We start from the raw sequence: 15,416 nt of genomic DNA on the forward strand, positions 1-15,416 counted from the left end.
ACTCCAGGCCAAGCGGGCCCCGGGCCCGACCACGCAGGACCACGGAGGAGACCGTGTCCACGATCGCCGGTGGCCGCGCCGCGCGGCGCCAGACGATGCGCCGCATCCGCCCACGCCGCTCCCCCGCCGTCCCGCTGCTGATCGCCGTCTGGGCGGGCGCTGTCGCGGTGCTGTGGCTGTGGTGGGCGAACACGCCGTCCCTGGCCGACACCAACGCCAAGATCCTCAACGCGGGCCGGATCACCGGACTGCTCGCCGGCTATCTGATGGCCCTCGTGGTGCTGCAGATGGCCCGGGTGCCCGCGCTGGAGCGCCGGGTCGGCTCGGACCGGGTGGCCCGCTGGCACGCGATGAGCGGCCGCTACACCATCAGCCTCGTCCTCGCCCACGTGGTGCTGACGATGTACGGCTACGCGCTGCAGGCCGGCAAGGGCTTCGGCGACATCGTCCAGCAGACCGTGGACTCCGTCGGGCAACTGCCCGACCTGGGCAAGGCCACGATCGGCACCGGACTGCTGGTCCTGATCGCGCTGCTGTCCATGGGCCCGGTCCGCCGCCGCATCCCCTACGACTTCTGGTACCACGTCCATCTGCTCACCTACGCCGTGGTCTTCCTGACCTTCTGGCACCAGCTGTCCACCGGCAACGACTTCGTCGTGGAACCGACCGCGAAGACGTTCTGGTACGCGCTGTACGGCTCGGTGACGGCACTGGTCCTCTGGTACCGCATCCTCACCCCGCTCCGGCTGAACCTCCGGCACCGGATGCGGGTCGAGGCCGTGATCGAGGAGACGCCCGGAGTGGTGTCGGTGCTGATCACCGGGCGCCGGCTGCACCGGATCGGTGCCGAGCCGGGGCAGTTCTTCCGCTGGCGGTTCCTCGCGCCGGGGATGCGGTTCAGCTCGCACCCGTACTCGCTGTCGGCGGCGCCCCGCCCGAACATGCTCCGCATCACCGTGAAGGCCATCGGCGACCACAGCTCCGCGCTGCGCGGGCTGAGGCCCGGCACCCGGGTGTGGGCCGAGGGACCGTACGGGGCGCTGACCGCGCAGCGGCGCAGCCGGGGAAAGGTGCTGCTGGTGGCGGGCGGGGTCGGCATCACGCCGATGCGGGCCCTGTTCGAGACGCTGCCCGGCGCGGCCGGCGACCTCACCCTGCTGTACCGGGCCAACACCACCCAGGACCTGGCGCTGTGGGACGAGCTGGCGCAGATCGCCCAGGAGCGCGGTGCCCGGCTGATGTACGCGGTCAACAGCCCCGAGGGGGAGCGGCCGGACATCTCCGCGGACACCCTGCGCCGCAAGCTGCCGGACATCGACCGGCACGACGTCTTCATGTGCGGGCCGCCCGGGTTCGCGCAGCAGGTCTACGAAGCACTGCGCGGTGCGGGCGTCCCCGCCCGCCGCATCCACCACGAGTCGTTCGAGATGTGACGACGGGACGCACGGGAGATCAGGGAGCGATGAAGAAGAGCCACCCCATACGCCGGATCGTGCTGGCCTCCGCGGCCACCGTGTCCGGGATCGTGCTGCTGCTGTCGCTGAAGCCGTCCACCGGCCCGGCCGGCGCGGTCGCGGCCGGCACGCCCCCGCAGCAGTCGGCGCCCGCCCAGGAGTCGCCGCAGGGCGGCACCGGGCAGAAGGCGGGCGCGACGACCGTCACCGGCGACGCCGCGCAGACCCAGTACGGCACGGTCCAGGTCCGCCTCACCCTCGCCGACGGGAAGATCACCAAGGCGGAGGCGGTGCAGGCGCCGAGCGGCGGCCACAGCACCGAGGTCACCGACGACGCGGTGCCCAAGCTGAACCAGGAGGCCCTCAGCGCGCAGAGCGCCGACATCGACGCGGTGTCGGGTGCCACGTACACCAGCGGCGGCTACCGGAAGTCGCTGCAGTCCGCGATCGACAAGGCCGGTGGCTGACCAGGTGGACGACGACCGTGTGACCGAACCCGCCGAGCCCGCCCGGCACGCCGACTCCGCCGGCCCCGCCCCCGTCGGGGCACCGTCCGTGGTGCGGCACACGGAGGAGGTGATGGGCACCGTCTTCTCCTTCGACGTGCGCGGCGGTGATCCGGACGCCGTCCGGCGGACGCTGGCCGAGGCGGTCGCCCGGCTCCACGAGGTGGACGAGGTGTTCAGCACCTACCGCGAGCACAGCCAGATCTCCCGGCTGGCCCGGGGTGAGCTGAGCGTGGCGGAGTGCGATCCGGAGGTCGCCGAGGTGCTGGCGCTGGGCGCCGAGGCGGAGCGGCGCAGCGAGGGCTGGTTCAGCCTGCGCTACGAGGGCCGCCTCGACCCGACCGGCATCGTCAAGGGCTGGGCCTGCGAGCGGGCCGCCCGCGCGCTGTCGGCGGCCGGTACCACCGGCGTCAGCGTCAACGGCGGCGGTGACGTCCAGGTGTTCGGCGTCCCCGGGCGGCAGCGGCCCTGGCGGGTCGGCATCTCCGACCCCCTGCGGCCGGGCGCCCTCGCGGCGGTGGTCTCGGCGGCCGGAACGGACCGCCTGGCGGTGGCCACGTCCGGCACGGCGGAACGCGGCGCGCACATCGTGGACCCCCGCACCTCCCGGTCGGCGGTGACCGACCTCGTCGCGGTCACGGTGGTCTCCCCCAGCCTCACCTGGGCGGACGCCTGGGCCACGGCCGCGTTCGCGATGGGCTCGCGCGAGGCCCTGGCCTGGCTGGAGTCGCTGCCGGACGCGGAGGCCCTGCTGATCACGGCGGGCAACGAGGTGCGGGCGACGAGCGGCCTGGCGTCCCGGCTGGGCTGAAGGCGCCACCGCGTACCCGTGCGGGGCGCGGCGCCGGTGCCGACGGGCCGCCCGCCGTCAGTGCGCGTTCTGAGCGAGTCTCAGCAGATGGTCCGCCAGGTTCTGCCCTCCGGTGGGGTCCCGGCTGATGAGCAGCAGCGTGTCGTCGCCCGCGATCGTGCCCAGGATGTCGTGCAGCTCCGCCTGGTCGATCGCCGAGGCCAGGAACTGCGCCGCCCCGGGGGGCGTGCGCAGGACCACCAGGTTCGCCGAGGCCTCCGCGGAGATCAGCAGCTCCGCGGAGAGCCGCCGCATCCGCTCCTCCTTGGCCGACTCCCCCAGCGGGGCGCGCGGCGTCCGGAAGCCCCCCTCGCTCGGCACGGCGTAGATGAGGTCGCCCTCGTTGTTGCGGATCTTCACCGCGTTGAGCTCGTCGAGGTCCCGGGAGAGCGTCGCCTGGGTGACGCTCAGCCCGTCGTCCGCCAGCAGCTTGGCGAGCTGGCTCTGCGAGCGCACCGGCTGCCGGTTGAGGATGTCCACGATCCGGCGGTGGCGCGCGGTACGCGTCTGGGGCACGGCGGGGCCGCCCGCCTGGTCCTGCTCCTGGTCCTGCGCCTGGCTCATCGTCGTCTCACTCCGGATCATCCGTCCCCGTGGGTCTGCTCCAGGACACCGGGAAGCGCCCGGAGGAACGCCTCCACCTCGTCGTCGCCGAGGTTCAGCGGCGGCATCAGCCGTACGACGTCGGGGGCGGGCGCGTTCACCAGGAGGCCGGCGTCCTGAGCCGCCGCTTGCGCCTTCTGGGCGAGCGGCTCGGTGAGCACGATACCCAGCAGCAGTCCGGCGCCCCGGACGTGGTCGATCAGCGGGTGACCGAGGCCCTCGACGCCCTGGCGCAGCTTCTCGCCCTGGCGTTTGACGTTGTCGAGCAGCCCCTCGTCGGCGATCGTGTCGAGGACGGCGAGTCCGGCGGCGCAGGCGACCGGGTTGCCGCCGAAGGTGGAGCCGTGGTGACCGGGCCGGAGCAGTTCGGCGGCCCGCCCGAAGGCGACGGTCGCGCCGAGCGGCAGTCCGCCGCCGAGGCCCTTGGCGAGCGTGACGACGTCCGGCAGGACGCCCTCGTGAGCCTGGTACGCGAACCAGTCGCCGGTGCGGCCGACGCCGGTCTGCACCTCGTCCAGGACCAGCAGCGAACCGCTCGCGGCGGTGATCGCCCGGGCCGCCTTGAGGTAGCCGGGGGGCGGGACGACGACGCCGTTCTCGCCCTGGACGGGTTCGATGACGACGAGGGCGGTCTCCTCGGTCACCGCGGCGGCCAGCGCCTGCGCGTCGCCGTAGGGGACGTGCGTGACGTCGCCGGGCAACGGCAGGAACGGCTCACGCTTGCCGGGCTGGCCGGTGAGCGCCAGGGCGCCCATCGTGCGGCCGTGGAAGCCGCCCTCGGTGGCGACCATGTGCGGCCGCCCGGTCAGCCGGCCGATCTTGAAGGCGCCCTCGTTGGCCTCGGCGCCGGAATTGCAGAAGTAGACCCTGCCGTCCCGGCCGAAGCGCTGGAGCAGCCGCTCGGCGAGCGCGACGGGCGGCTCGGCGACGAACAGGTTGGAGACGTGGCCGAGGGAGGCGATCTGGCGGCTGACGGCCTCGACGACGGCCGGGTGGGCGTGGCCGAGCGCGTTGACCGCGATGCCGCCGACGAAGTCGAGGTACTCGGTGCCGTCGGCGTCCCACAGCCTGGCGCCCTCGCCGCGCACGAGGGGCAGCCGGGGGGTGCCGTAGTTGTTCATCAGGGCGCCCTGCCAGCGGGCGGTCAGTTCCTCGTTGCTCACGACTCCCCCTGTTCGTCCGGCACGACCATCGTGCCGATGCCCTCGTCGGTGAAGATCTCCAGCAGGATCGAGTGCGGCACCCGGCCGTCGATGACGCGGGCGGTGTGGACGCCGCCCCGCACGGCGTGCAGACAGCCCTCCATCTTGGGCACCATGCCCGAGGACAGTTCGGGCAGCAGCTTCTCGAGCTGGCTGGCGGTGAGGCGGCTGATCACCTCGTCGCTGTCGGGCCAGTCCTCGTAGAGGCCCTCGACGTCGGTGAGGACCATCAGGGTCTCGGCGCCCAGCGCCGCAGCGAGTGCCGCAGCCGCCGTATCAGCATTGACGTTGTAGACATGCCCCTTGTCACCTCCGTCCTGACTGCGGGCGATCGAGGAGACGACCGGGATGCGGCCGTCGGCGAGCAGGGCCTCGATGGCGCCGGTGTTGATCTCGGTGATCTCGCCGACCAGCCCGATGTCCACGAGTTCGCCGTCGATCTCGGGGGTGTGCCGGGTGGCGGTGAGGGTGTGCGCGTCCTCACCGGTCAGGCCGACCGCGAGCGGGCCGTGCCGGTTGAGCAGCCCGACCAGCTCGCGCTGCACCTGCCCGGCCAGCACCATCCGTACGACGTCCATGGCGTCCTCGGTGGTGACGCGCAGCCCGGCCTTGAACTCGCTGACGATGCCGTGCCGGTCGAGGGCGGCGCTGATCTGCGGGCCGCCGCCGTGCACGACGACCGGCTTGAGCCCGGCGTGCCGCAGGAAGACGACGTCCTGGGCGAAGGCGGCCTTCAGGTCCTCGTCCACCATGGCGTTGCCGCCGAACTTGATGACGACGGTCTTGCCGTGGTGCCGGGTGAGCCAGGGCAGTGCCTCGACGAGGATGCGGGCCTTGGGGAGCGCGGTGTGCTTCCGCGTCTGGTTGCTCATGAGGAGTACGCGCTGTTCTCGTGGACGTAGTCGGCGGTGAGGTCGTTGGTCCAGATGGTGGCGGTCTCCGCGCCGGCCGCGAGGTCCGCCACGATGTGCACCTCGCGGTAGCGCATGTCGACCTTCTCGCGGTCCTCGCCGACGCCGCCGTTCTTGCACACCCAGACGCCGTTGATGGCGACGTTGAGCCGGTCCGGCTCGAAGGCGGCCTTCGTGGTGCCGATCGCGGACAGGACGCGGCCCCAGTTGGGGTCCTCGCCGTGGATCGCGCACTTGAGGAGGTTGTTGCGGGCGATGGAGCGGCCGACCTCGACGGCGTCGTCCTCGCTCGCGGCGTTGACCACCTCGACCTTGATGTCCTTGCTGGCGCCCTCCGCGTCCCGGATGAGCTGCTGCCCGAGGTCGTCGCACACGGCACGGACCGCCTCGGCGAACTCCGCGTACTCGGGGGCGATGCCGGAGGCGCCGGAGGCGAGCAGCAGCACGGTGTCGTTGGTGGACATGCAGCCGTCGGAGTCGACGCGGTCGAAGGTCACCTTCGTGGCCGCGCGCAGGGCGCGGTCCAGGGTCGCGCCGTCGAGGTCGGCGTCGGTGGTGAGGACGACGAGCATGGTGGCGAGGCCGGGGGCGAGCATGCCCGCGCCCTTGGCCATGCCTCCGACGCTCCAGCCGTCCTTCGTGACGACGGAGGTCTTGTGCACGGTGTCGGTGGTCTTGATGGCGAGGGCGGCCTTCTCGCCCCCGTGCTCCGACAACTGCGCGGCCGCCGTCTCGACGCCCGGCAGCAGCTTGTCCATGGGCAGCAGGACGCCGATCAGCCCGGTCGAGCAGACGGCGACCTCGGCGGCGTTCAGGTCCAGGGCGTCGGCCACCTTCTCGGCGGTGGCGTGCGTGTCCTGGAAGCCCTTGGGTCCGGTGCAGGCGTTGGCGCCGCCCGAGTTGAGGACCACGGCGGAGACCGAGCCGCCCTTGAGGACCTGCTCCGACCACAGCACCGGCGCGGCCTTGACCCGGTTGGAGGTGAAGACGCCGGCGGCGGCCAGGCGGGGCCCGTTGTTGACCACGAGGGCCAGGTCCGGATTGCCGTTCTGCTTGATCCCCGCGGCGATGCCGGAGGCGGTGAAGCCCTTGGCGGCGGTGACACTCACGCTGACTCCTCGTTCGCTTCTCCGCCCGCGCGGCGCGGCGGCGCGGGCATCGTCCTCGTCCATGTCCTCGGGGTGGTGGCCGCGCGTCCGTCGCTCACGGTGCGACTCCGGTCGTGGAGAGACCTGTCGTCTCGTCGTACCCGAGGGCGATGTTCATGCTCTGCACGGCACCGCCCGCGGTGCCCTTGGTCAGGTTGTCGATGGCGCTGATCGCGAGGACGCGGTGCGCGGCGGGGTCGAGGGCGACCTGCACCTGGACCGCGTTGGAGCCGTACACCGAGGCCGTGGCGGGCCACTGCCCCTCGGGCAGCAGGTGGACGAAGGGCTCGTCGGCGTAGGCCTTCTCGTACGCGGCGCGCACGGACTCGGCCGTGACGCCCTCCCGCGCCTTCGCGCTGCACGTGGCGAGGATGCCGCGAGGCATCGGCGCGAGCGTCGGCGTGAAGGAGACGGTGACCGGCTCACCGGCCGCCGCGCCGAGGTTCTGCATCATCTCGGGGGTGTGCCGGTGGACGCCGCCGACGCCGTAGGGGGACATGGACCCCATGACCTCGGAGCCGAGCAGGTGCGGCTTGGGCGCCTTGCCCGCGCCGGAGCTGCCGGAGGCGGCGACGACCACGGCCTCCGGCTCGGCCAGCCCGGCGGCGTAGGCCGGAAAGAGGGCCAGCGAGACGGCCGTGGGGTAGCAACCGGGCACCGCGATGCGCTTGGACCCCTCCAGCGCAGCGCGGCCGCCCGGCAGTTCGGGGAGGCCGTAGGGCCAGGTGCCGGCGTGCGGGGAGCCGTAGAAGCACTCCCAGTCGGCCGGGTCCTTCAGCCGGAAGTCGGCGCCCATGTCGACGACGAGGACGTCCGGGCCGAGCCGCTCGGCGACGGCGGCGGACTGCCCGTGGGGCAGCGCGAGGAAGACCACGTCGTGCCCGGCGAGGGCCTCGGTGGTGGTCTCCTCCAGCACGCGGTCGGCGAGCGGAAGCAGGTGGGGCTGGAGCGCGCCGAGGCGCTGTCCCGCGTTGGAGTTCCCGGTGAGCGCGCCGATCTCGACCTCGGGGTGCGCGAGAAGCAGGCGCAGGACTTCCCCGCCCGCGTATCCACTCGCTCCGGCCACTGCCGCACGTACAGCCATGAACCCTCCATCCGTGATGGCATGACTATACGTTTCGACGCAGAGTTATGCAATCACGAGGGGTTCGGATCAGGCCAGAGTGACGCGCATGCCCCCTTCCGCCAGGAGCTCGAGGACCTGCGCGAACGGGTCGTGGGGCCGGCCGTCGATGACGCACTCGATGGCGACATCGCTCGTGAAGGGCCTCTCCGGCGGGTTCGCGGAAGGACGGTCAGGCCGCGGCACGGTCGGCCGGCGGGCGGCGCCGCAGGTCCGGGTTCTCCACGGCCGGGGGCCGGTAGGCCTGGTCGAGGGTGCCGACGTCGGTGCCGGGCGGGACGATCTCGTCGATGCGGTCGAGGACGTCGTCGGTGAGGGTGACGTCCAGGCCGCCGAGCAGGCCGTCGAGGTGTTCCATGGTGCGCACCCCCATCAGCGCGCTGGTGACGCCGGGGTGGGCGAGGGTGAAGGCCATCGCGAGGTGGGTCATGGGCATCCCCGCCTCGGCGGCGAGCGGGATCAGCTCCTCGACGACGTCGAGCCTGCGCTCGTCGTTGAGGTGCTGGAACAGACCGGCGCGCCGCAGGGTGTTGTCCTGACCCCTGCGGACGCGGCCGGTGAGCAGTCCCTGCCCCAGCGGCCCCCACACCAGGACGCCCATGCCGTAGCGCTGGGTGACGGGCAGGATCTCCCGCTCGATGCCGCGGTTGAGGAGGGAGTAGGCCGGCTGCTCCGTGTGGAACCGCGCGAGTCCGCGCCGCTCGGCGACCCACTGCCCCTCGACGATGCCGGAGGCGGGGCTGTGCGACGCTCCGATCGCGCGGACCTTGCCGCTGCTGATCAGGTCGGTGAGCGCGGAGAGGGTCTCCTCGATGTCGGTGTGGGGGTCGGGGAGATGGAGTTGGTAGAGGTCGATGTGGTCGGTGCGCAGGCGGCGCAGGGAGTCCTCCACGGCGGCGACGATCCAGCGCCGGGAGGCGCCCCGCCGGTTGGGGTCCTGGTCCTTGTCCCTGGGGCGGCTGAACTTGGTGGCGAGGACCACGCCGTCCCGACGCCCCTCCAGCGCCCTGCCCACGACGTCCTCGGAATCGCCGTAGGCGTCGGCGGTGTCGACGAAGTTGATGCCGGCGTCCAGGGCCTTGTGGATGATCCGGGCCGATTCCCCGGGCTCGTTGCCCATGGCGGTGGCGAACATCAGCGTGCCCAGGGCGTAGGGGCTGACCTGGATGCCGGTCCGGCCAAGAGGGCGATAGCGCATGGGTCTCTCCTTGTGAGCCGCACACTGGTCAGCAGCGTGCGAGCGCCGTACGCTGCCCTAAACGGAAAACCTTTCCGGAACTATAGCGGAAAAGTTTTCCGCTTGTACGCACGGAGGTGAGGGTGTGTCCCGGAACCGGGCACAAGCTGCAGCGACGCCCCCGGGCCAGGAGGGCCCGCCGCGGCGGCGGCGAGCGGACGCGCGCCGCAACGTCGACGCGTTGATCGAGGCCGCGAGAACCGTCTTCGCCACCTCCGGCGTCGACGCGCCCGCGAAGGAGATCACCGATCTGGCGGGTGTCGGTGTCGGAACGCTGTACCGGCACTTCCCGCGCCGTGCCGACCTGATCCAGGCCGTCGTGGAGAGCGGGATCGACGCCGTCGCCGACGCCGGTCCCGAACTGAGCGCGGCGCTGGCACCAGCCGAGGCGCTCACCGAGTGGATCGGCCGGCTCGCAGGGCTGCTGGCGACCAAACGCGGGCTGGCCTCGGCACTCCACTCCGCCGATCCGGCCTTCGCCGGCCTGCCCGGATACTTCCGGCAGCGGCTCGGCCCCATCCTGGAGACGCTGCTGAACACGGCGGTGGCCGCCGGCACGGTGCGCGACGACGTCAGCGCCGAGGACATCCTGCACGCCGTCGCCCAGCTGTCCCAGCCCGCTCCCGGGAAGGAGCCGGAACACAACCAGCGTGTCGTCAGGGTGTTCGCCGAGGGGCTGCGCCGCACGACGGACCGCCCGTGATGCCGTGCGCCGGTGACGGCGCACGGGAACCCGTCCCGGACGGGCGCACCACCGGCCGTCTGCGCGCCGGACTCGCTCAGCCTACGAAGGCTGACTCGTGGTGCTGTGGGCGGGCGGTGGCGCCGGGGTGGGGCGGGCGGCGTTTCGTGCGGGCTTCGGCTGCATGATCATGCGGGAGACCAGGAACGTGACCGGAATCGCCGCGCCGGAGGCCAGGAGGGGGGCGAGGCGGTCGTCCGAGTGCGTCACGTGGACGATCAGGTAGAGGCCCGCGGTGGTGAGGGTGAAATTCGTGGCGTTGGTCAGCGGAAAGAGCAGGAATTTACGCCAGGTGGGGCGGGTGCGGTAGGTGAACCGAGCGTTGAGGAAAAAGGACCCGGTCATGCTGATGAGAAATCCCAGCAGGTGCGCGGCGAAATAGGGCAGCCGGGTGAGGAGCAGCAGATAGGAACCGTAGTAGGTGCCGGTGTTCACCACGCCGACGGCGGAGAAGACGAGGATCTGCCGGGTCACGGGGCGGGCCGGCGGTGCCGGGGGGGTCGTGGCGGTGGTCGTGCCGGTCGTGGGCATCAGGGGACGAGATTCTTCCGTGTGGTCTTCGGGCCGTCCTCCACGTCCGCCCCGCTCTCCGCGGCCGCCGGGTCCGGCGCGGCCGCCGCGTCCTGGACGTTGCTCGCCTTCACCAGGAAGTGCGGGCGGCGCTTGGCCTCGTAGTAGATCCGGCCGGTGTACTCCCCCACGACGCCCAGCATCACCATCTGCACCCCCGCCAGCGCGGTGACGGCGGTGATCGTGGTGACGTAACCGGGGGTCCGGACCCCGTGGACGAGGGCCGCGCCGACGATCCACGCGGTGTAGAGCGCGGCGCACAGCAGCAGACCGAGGCCGAGATGGAGGGCGGCGCGCAGGGGCCGGTTGTTGAAGGACAGCAGGCCGTCGAGGCCGTAGTTGAGCAGGGACTTCAACGTCCAGGAGCTGCGGCCCCGGGTGCGCGCCTCGTTGCGGTAGGCGAGCGTGGTGCCGGGGAAGCCGACCCAGGCGAACAGGCCCTTGGAGAAGCGGTTGTACTCGCTCATGGACAGCACCGCGTCCACCACGCGCCGGGACAGCAGCCGGAAGTCCCCGACGCCGTCGACGAGTTCGACGTCCACCAGCCGGTTGACGATCCGATAGTACAGGCGGGCGGTGAGGGTGCGGGTGAGGCGGTCGCCACCGCGGTCGCGGCGGGCCATCACCTGGTCGTAGCCCTGTGCGTGCAGTTCGACCATGCGAGGGATCAGCCGCGGCGGGTGCTGCAGGTCGGCGTCCATGACGACGACGCAGTCCCCCGAGGCGTGGCGCAGTCCGGCGAGCAGGGCGGCCTCCTTGCCGAAGTTGCGGCTCAACGAGACGTACCGTACCCGCCGGTCCCGCTCGGCGAGGGACCTCAGCAGAGGAAGGGTGCGGTCGCGGCTGCCGTCGTCGACGTAGACGAACTCGGTGTCGTGGCCGAGCGGCAGCAGGGCGTCGGCGGCCTTCGCGACCTCCTCGTGGAAGTGGGCGACGACGTCTTCCTCGTTGTGGCAGGGGGCGACGATCGAGATCAGCATGGTGCGGTTCTCCCGTGACACGGTCAGCGAGCGTCGGTCACGCGCTCGCGGGGTGGGGCGGCCGTCGGCGGGGCCGAGGGGGCCGGTGTCCGTCGGCGGCGGGCGGCGGTGAGGACGGCGAGTGCCGTCGTGGCGAGCAGCGCGAGGCCTCCGATCGCGGAGCCCAGCCGCAGGCCGGGCGGGTGGAAGGTGCAGGTGAGGGTGGTGGCGGAGCCGTCCAGGGGGGCGGCGACGAGTCCGTGGTACGTGCGGGCGGGCCGTTCGGCCCCGTCGCCGGTGGCGCAGCGCCAGCCGACGATCCGGGGTGCGGCGAGGACGGCGGTCCCGGTGCTGCCGGCCGGGAGCCGGGCGTGGACGGTGGCGCCGGAGACGGTGACCTCGAAGGCGCCGGTGGCCGTGAGCCGGTCGACGGCGGTGCGCAGCCGGGCGGTGTCGAGGCAGCCGACGGCACCGTCGGGGACGGTGGCGCCGGCGCGGTTCGGGGCGAGCGAGATGTCCAGCCGGCCGGAGTCCGGGACGGTGCCGAGGGGCTGCATGGCGGCGATCGCCTTGCCCCGGGCGTCGGAACGGTAACGGGCGACCGGGACGGCGGTGGCCGTCCCCGTGAGCCGTGCCACCCCGGAGAAGTGCGGGGCCCACAGGAACGCCTCGCTGCCCGCCCGGCACCGCGCCGTGACGGCGACCGGTCCCAGGGCGTCGGTGCGGAGGGCGAGGCGGGGCACGGTGTAGACGCGGCTGCCGAGCAGCAGTTCCTGGTTCCGGTAGGGCGAGGCCCCGAACCCGGTCGCGGAGCCCCTGTCGGGCCGCACGGTGACCAGGGGCGGCACCGGCCTCCGGGAGACGGTCACCGGGCTGTCGCCCCGCGGGTTGGCGCGCTGGTGCGGGTCCGGCGGGGAGTGCACCCGGGCGCCGACGGAGAAGACGGCGTCGGTGACCGGGTTGTCGAGGCTCTGTACGCTGCGGCCGCGCGAGGTCGAGCCGCCACCGAGCGCGGTGAGGGTGCGGCTGAGCACCTCGGAGGTGAGGCTGCTGTAGTACTGCGCGCCCTGGCCGCCCACCATCAGCGGGTCGTTGGACACGGTCTGCTCCCGGCCCGGGTCGGTCCGCCGGCGGGGCCAGTCCTCGGCCCGTGCGACGGCCGCGGCCTGCTCCTCCTGGCGCGCGCCCCAGGGCGCGTAGTCGTCCATGTGACCGAGCCGCAGCCGGTCGGCCACGGCGTCGGTCGCCGCCGCCTCGCCGAGCTGGGTGCCCAGCAGCAGGACCACGGCGAGACCGGCGAGCGCGGTGCGGCCCCGGCCGGGACCGGGGCCGGTCGTGGCGGATCCGGCACCGGCCGTGGCGGTCCCGTCCGCGCGGCCGGCGTCCCGTCCCCCGGCGTGCCGGGCGAGCAGGGCGAGGCCGGTGAGCGAGCCCGCGGCGGCGAGGAGCAGCACCGGCAGGGCGTACGAGGGGTGCTCGAGACGGCTGCGGTACGCCCAGGCGGCGAGCACGGCGAGCAGCAGGCCCCCGGCGCCGAGCGCGCGCCGGTCGGGCAGCCCGTGGGCGAGCGTGTGCCAGGCGGCGCACACCAGGACCGCGCACACCACGAACGCCTGCCGGTACGGGCTGCCGTTGGGGGCGCTGAAGGCGTGCCAGGCCAGATGGGTGGGCGTCCACTGCAGGGAGAGGACGACGGCGAGGACGAGCACCGTCCAGCCTGCCCGCTCCCGCACGGGTACCGCCCGGTGGAAGGGGAGGGCGAGGGCGAGCACCAGCGCGGTGACGCCGACGTAGAGGCCCGGGCTCGCGTAGGAGTACGTCGTCGGCAGCAGGCGGGCCAGCAGGTTCTCGGTGGCCACCGGGGTGAAGTCGCCTGCCCGGCCGGGGTGGGCGTGGCGCGTGCCGGCGTAGACGGTGACGACGAGCGGTGCGGCCAGGCCCACCCCGAGGACGGTGGTGAGCGCGGCCCGGCCCACCGTCGCGAGCGCCGGCCGGCGGGGCGATCCGTCGGTCCACAGCCGCAGCAGGAGGACGAGGGCGGCGCCCAGGGTGGCCATGTAGGCGGTGTAGAAGTTGGCGGCCCAGGCGAGCGCCACGATCAGGACGCCCGCCACCCGGTGCCGCCCCTCCCGCGCCCACTCGCCGACCAGGCACAGCAGGGGCAGGGCGAGGAGGCCGTCGAGCCACATCGGGTTGTACGAGGCGTAGGACAGGGTCCAACCGCACAGGGCGTACGAGGAGCCCAGGAGCCCGGCCGCCCACCACGGGCCGGGGCGCAGGCGGGGCAGCAGCCAGGCCATGGCGGCTCCGGCGCACGCGGCCTTGAGGAGGGTGATCACGTAGACCGCGAGGTCGATCTCGTCGCGCGGGAACAGCGCCACCAGCGGGGCGAAGGGGCTGCTGAGGTAGGTGCCGAGGTCGGGCAGAAAGCTGGAGCCGTACCCGGACTGCCAGTTGACGAGCAGTCCGCCGTCGGCCCTGCCGTGCAGCAGGTCCCACAGGTGCGCGTGGAAGGGCACGTACTGGTTGCCCAGGTCGTTGACGTCGCGGGTGCGGGGGCCGAAGGGGAAGCCGCGGGCGAGGACGTCACCGCCGCAGAACCCGGTGGCGGTGAGTAACGCGGCGAGCAGCGCGGCTGCCCTCCGCTCGCGCGGCGGTGTCGACCCGATCATTTTCGACGGACTCTCCCTTTGTTGATTCGCCCATTCAGACGGCCCGTCTTTCCGCATGGTTGTACCCGGCAGTGGAATTTTCGCGGCGGACTCGCGGGGATGCGGAATATGGGTCGAGTTTTCCGAACGGAATTCCTCGAAAGGGAAAACACAATGCGTCGGGCATACGACGGGAGGGTTAATGCGCCATGCGGTCGGAAGCCGGGACGGTCCGCCACCCCGGGGACCGGCCACCACCTCGGCCACTCACAATGGGGTGGGTGCGAGGCCACGCCGAGCGGGCGTGCGGCGCCGGGGCGCATGAAGGGGCGGGAGGGACGGACGGGATGGACGAGTTCTGGCCGGTACCGGACGTACTGGCGTTTCTGGCCGGGAACTGGCGGGTGGAGCGGTCGGTGCGGGACCTGTCCGGCGGCGAGGAGGGCCGCTTCACCGGGGCCACCGGGTTCGGCCCGCTGGACGGGGGTGGACTGCTGCACGAGGAGGCCGGGACGTTCGTCTGGCAGGGCGTGGCACGGCCGGCCACCCGCACCCTGCGTTATCTGCCGGGCAGCGGCGGGGCGGGCACGGCGGACGTGCGGTTCGCGGACGGGCGCCCCTTCCACGCACTGGACCTGAGCACCGGGCGGTACGTCGCCGACCACCCCTGCGCGGCCGATTTCTACCGGGGCGAGTTCACCGTGCGGGACCGGGACCACTGGCGGACGGTGTGGCGGGTGGGCGGCCCGGCGAAGGACCTGGTGCTGACCACCGACTACGTGAGGGTCGGCTGAGACCGGATTCCGGGCGGGTGCGCGCTCACGCCCTGGTGGGCAGGGGTGCGACGCCGTCGAAGCGGAGGTTCCAGTAGCCGGCGCGGCCGGTCAGGGTGGTCGTCGACAGGGGGTGGACGTCGAGGTTCCAGTAGGTCGCGGGGGGCGCCTTCAGTGCGTAGACGAGGACCGCGCGGATGACCGAGGGCTCGGCGACGGCCACGATGCGGCAGCCCTCCTCGGCGGGCCGGGTGTCCAGCCAGCCGCCGACCCGGGAGATGAAGGACAGCAGGGACTCGCCGCCGTGCGGCGCGGCGCGCGGGTCGGCGAGCCAGGCGTCCACCGCCTGCGGCTCCCGGGCCATCGCCTCGCCGAGGGTGAATCCGCGCCAGCGCCCCATGTCGCAGTCGCGCAGGGCGAGTTGCACCAGCGGGGAGTAGCCGAGGGCGTCGCCGGTGGCGCGGCTGCGCGGGGTCGGCGAGCAGTAGCGCAGTTCTGATGCCGCCAGTGGCAGCAACTGCTGGGCCACGTGCAGCACTTGGTCCCAGGCCGCCTGGTCGAGCGGTCGGTCGTCCTCGAAACGCTCGGCGAGCAGCGAGGCGTTGCGTGCCGCGGCGACGAACGTGACCCGAACGTGCATGCGGTGATGGTGGGCCGCGCAAGTACGCAGGTCAAGGGCCGTTACGC

The 15,416-nt window shown here is 72.9% G+C and carries 14 protein-coding genes and 1 pseudogene; 5 read left to right on the forward strand and 10 right to left on the reverse strand.

Annotation, left to right across the window (positions count from 1 at the left end; all coding sequences use genetic code 11):
* The first annotated feature begins 95 nt into the window (after positions 1-95).
* The 3 genes and pseudogenes from OHB09_RS06005 (at position 96) to OHB09_RS06015 (ending at position 2,771) form a co-directional block, all read left to right on the forward strand.
* The gene (locus OHB09_RS06005; RefSeq protein WP_167794670.1) at positions 96-1,433 is read left to right on the forward strand and encodes a ferredoxin reductase family protein; all 1,338 of its coding nucleotides are present in this window, start codon (positions 96-98) and stop codon (positions 1,431-1,433) included.
* A 29-nt stretch (positions 1,434-1,462) separates the two neighbouring features.
* Positions 1,463-1,912 (forward strand): annotated as a pseudogene (locus OHB09_RS06010) (FMN-binding protein); the annotation flags it as partial.
* 121 nt (positions 1,913-2,033) lie between these two features.
* Positions 2,034-2,771 carry an FAD:protein FMN transferase gene (locus OHB09_RS06015; protein ID WP_040896068.1) on the forward strand — a complete coding sequence of 246 codons (738 nt, stop codon included), beginning with the start codon at positions 2,034-2,036 and terminating at the stop codon, positions 2,769-2,771.
* A gap of 57 nt (positions 2,772-2,828) precedes the next feature.
* Here OHB09_RS06015 and OHB09_RS06020 read toward each other — a convergent pair whose 3' ends face one another.
* The 6 genes from OHB09_RS06020 to OHB09_RS06045 all read right to left on the reverse strand — a co-directional run bounded on the left by OHB09_RS06020 (position 2,829) and on the right by OHB09_RS06045 (position 8,995).
* The gene (locus OHB09_RS06020) at positions 2,829-3,374 is read right to left on the reverse strand and encodes an arginine repressor (RefSeq protein ID WP_040896012.1); all 546 of its coding nucleotides are present in this window, start codon (positions 3,372-3,374) and stop codon (positions 2,829-2,831) included.
* Positions 3,375-3,391: 17 nt separating this feature from the next.
* Positions 3,392-4,576 carry an acetylornithine transaminase gene (locus tag OHB09_RS06025; protein ID WP_167794666.1) on the reverse strand — a complete coding sequence of 395 codons (1,185 nt, stop codon included), beginning with the start codon at positions 4,574-4,576 and terminating at the stop codon, positions 3,392-3,394.
* Entirely contained in the window at positions 4,573-5,487 is a 915-nt protein-coding gene (gene argB, locus OHB09_RS06030; protein ID WP_167794667.1) for an acetylglutamate kinase, read from the reverse strand. Before argB ends, OHB09_RS06025 begins: the two co-directional genes overlap by 4 nt.
* Positions 5,484-6,635 carry a bifunctional glutamate N-acetyltransferase/amino-acid acetyltransferase ArgJ gene (gene argJ, locus OHB09_RS06035; protein WP_328921691.1) on the reverse strand — a complete coding sequence of 384 codons (1,152 nt, stop codon included), beginning with the start codon at positions 6,633-6,635 and terminating at the stop codon, positions 5,484-5,486. The genes argB and argJ overlap by 4 nt, the downstream gene beginning before the upstream one ends.
* Positions 6,636-6,729: 94 nt before the next feature.
* A complete protein-coding gene (gene argC / locus OHB09_RS06040; RefSeq protein WP_328921692.1) occupies positions 6,730-7,758 on the reverse strand; it encodes an N-acetyl-gamma-glutamyl-phosphate reductase in 1,029 nt (342 codons plus the stop codon).
* Between the two features lie 211 nt (positions 7,759-7,969).
* Positions 7,970-8,995, reverse strand: coding sequence for an aldo/keto reductase (locus tag OHB09_RS06045; RefSeq protein WP_328921693.1), 1,026 nt, complete (start codon positions 8,993-8,995; stop codon positions 7,970-7,972).
* 220 nt (positions 8,996-9,215) lie between these two features.
* On the opposite strand from OHB09_RS06045, the gene OHB09_RS06050 reads away from it, so the two are divergent.
* Positions 9,216-9,737, forward strand: coding sequence for a TetR/AcrR family transcriptional regulator (locus tag OHB09_RS06050; RefSeq protein WP_213087970.1), 522 nt, complete (start codon positions 9,216-9,218; stop codon positions 9,735-9,737).
* Between the two features lie 81 nt (positions 9,738-9,818).
* Here the strand turns inward: OHB09_RS06050 and OHB09_RS06055 are convergent, their stop codons facing one another.
* From OHB09_RS06055 to OHB09_RS06065, 3 genes are read right to left on the reverse strand one after another with little or no spacing between them, the layout of a single operon-like run.
* Positions 9,819-10,307: a GtrA family protein gene (locus OHB09_RS06055; RefSeq protein ID WP_328921694.1), complete on the reverse strand. Its 489-nt coding sequence runs from the start codon at positions 10,305-10,307 to the stop codon at positions 9,819-9,821.
* Entirely contained in the window at positions 10,307-11,326 is a 1,020-nt protein-coding gene (locus tag OHB09_RS06060; RefSeq protein WP_191852391.1) for a glycosyltransferase family 2 protein, read from the reverse strand. The genes OHB09_RS06055 and OHB09_RS06060 overlap by 1 nt, the downstream gene beginning before the upstream one ends.
* 23 nt (positions 11,327-11,349) lie before the next feature.
* Complete coding sequence (locus tag OHB09_RS06065; protein WP_328921695.1) at positions 11,350-13,977, reverse strand: YfhO family protein; 2,628 nt, start codon at positions 13,975-13,977, stop codon at positions 11,350-11,352.
* A 326-nt stretch (positions 13,978-14,303) separates the two neighbouring features.
* On the opposite strand from OHB09_RS06065, the gene OHB09_RS06070 reads away from it, so the two are divergent.
* A complete protein-coding gene (locus tag OHB09_RS06070) occupies positions 14,304-14,750 on the forward strand; it encodes a DUF6314 family protein (RefSeq protein WP_319117088.1) in 447 nt (148 codons plus the stop codon).
* Positions 14,751-14,775: 25 nt separating this feature from the next.
* Here OHB09_RS06070 and OHB09_RS06075 read toward each other — a convergent pair whose 3' ends face one another.
* On the reverse strand, positions 14,776-15,369 hold the full coding sequence (locus tag OHB09_RS06075; RefSeq protein WP_006141690.1) for a histidine phosphatase family protein: 594 nt from the start codon (positions 15,367-15,369) through the stop codon (positions 14,776-14,778).
* Between the last annotated feature and the right edge of the window lie 47 nt (positions 15,370-15,416).

The sequence above is a fragment of the Streptomyces griseoaurantiacus genome (genome assembly GCF_036189845.1).
Taxonomy (GTDB): Bacteria; Actinomycetota; Actinomycetes; order Streptomycetales; family Streptomycetaceae; genus Streptomyces; species Streptomyces griseoaurantiacus.

What these genes read in the sequence shown, in the direction of transcription:
- OHB09_RS06055 (WP_328921694.1), bottom strand. Translation starts at nt 10,307, where the DNA reads ATGCCCACGACCGGCACGACCACCGCCACGACCCCCCCGGCACCGCCG.
- OHB09_RS06070 (WP_319117088.1), top strand. Translation starts at nt 14,304, where the DNA reads ATGGACGAGTTCTGGCCGGTACCGGACGTACTGGCGTTTCTGGCCGGG.
- argC (WP_328921692.1), bottom strand. Translation starts at nt 7,758, where the DNA reads ATGGCTGTACGTGCGGCAGTGGCCGGAGCGAGTGGATACGCGGGCGGG.
- OHB09_RS06065 (WP_328921695.1), bottom strand. Translation starts at nt 13,977, where the DNA reads ATGATCGGGTCGACACCGCCGCGCGAGCGGAGGGCAGCCGCGCTGCTC.
- OHB09_RS06075 (WP_006141690.1), bottom strand. Translation starts at nt 15,369, where the DNA reads ATGCACGTTCGGGTCACGTTCGTCGCCGCGGCACGCAACGCCTCGCTG.
- OHB09_RS06045 (WP_328921693.1), bottom strand. Translation starts at nt 8,995, where the DNA reads ATGCGCTATCGCCCTCTTGGCCGGACCGGCATCCAGGTCAGCCCCTAC.
- argB (WP_167794667.1), bottom strand. Translation starts at nt 5,487, where the DNA reads ATGAGCAACCAGACGCGGAAGCACACCGCGCTCCCCAAGGCCCGCATC.
- OHB09_RS06020 (WP_040896012.1), bottom strand. Translation starts at nt 3,374, where the DNA reads ATGAGCCAGGCGCAGGACCAGGAGCAGGACCAGGCGGGCGGCCCCGCC.
- OHB09_RS06060 (WP_191852391.1), bottom strand. Translation starts at nt 11,326, where the DNA reads ATGCTGATCTCGATCGTCGCCCCCTGCCACAACGAGGAAGACGTCGTC.
- OHB09_RS06015 (WP_040896068.1), top strand. Translation starts at nt 2,034, where the DNA reads ATGGGCACCGTCTTCTCCTTCGACGTGCGCGGCGGTGATCCGGACGCC.
- OHB09_RS06005 (WP_167794670.1), top strand. Translation starts at nt 96, where the DNA reads ATGCGCCGCATCCGCCCACGCCGCTCCCCCGCCGTCCCGCTGCTGATC.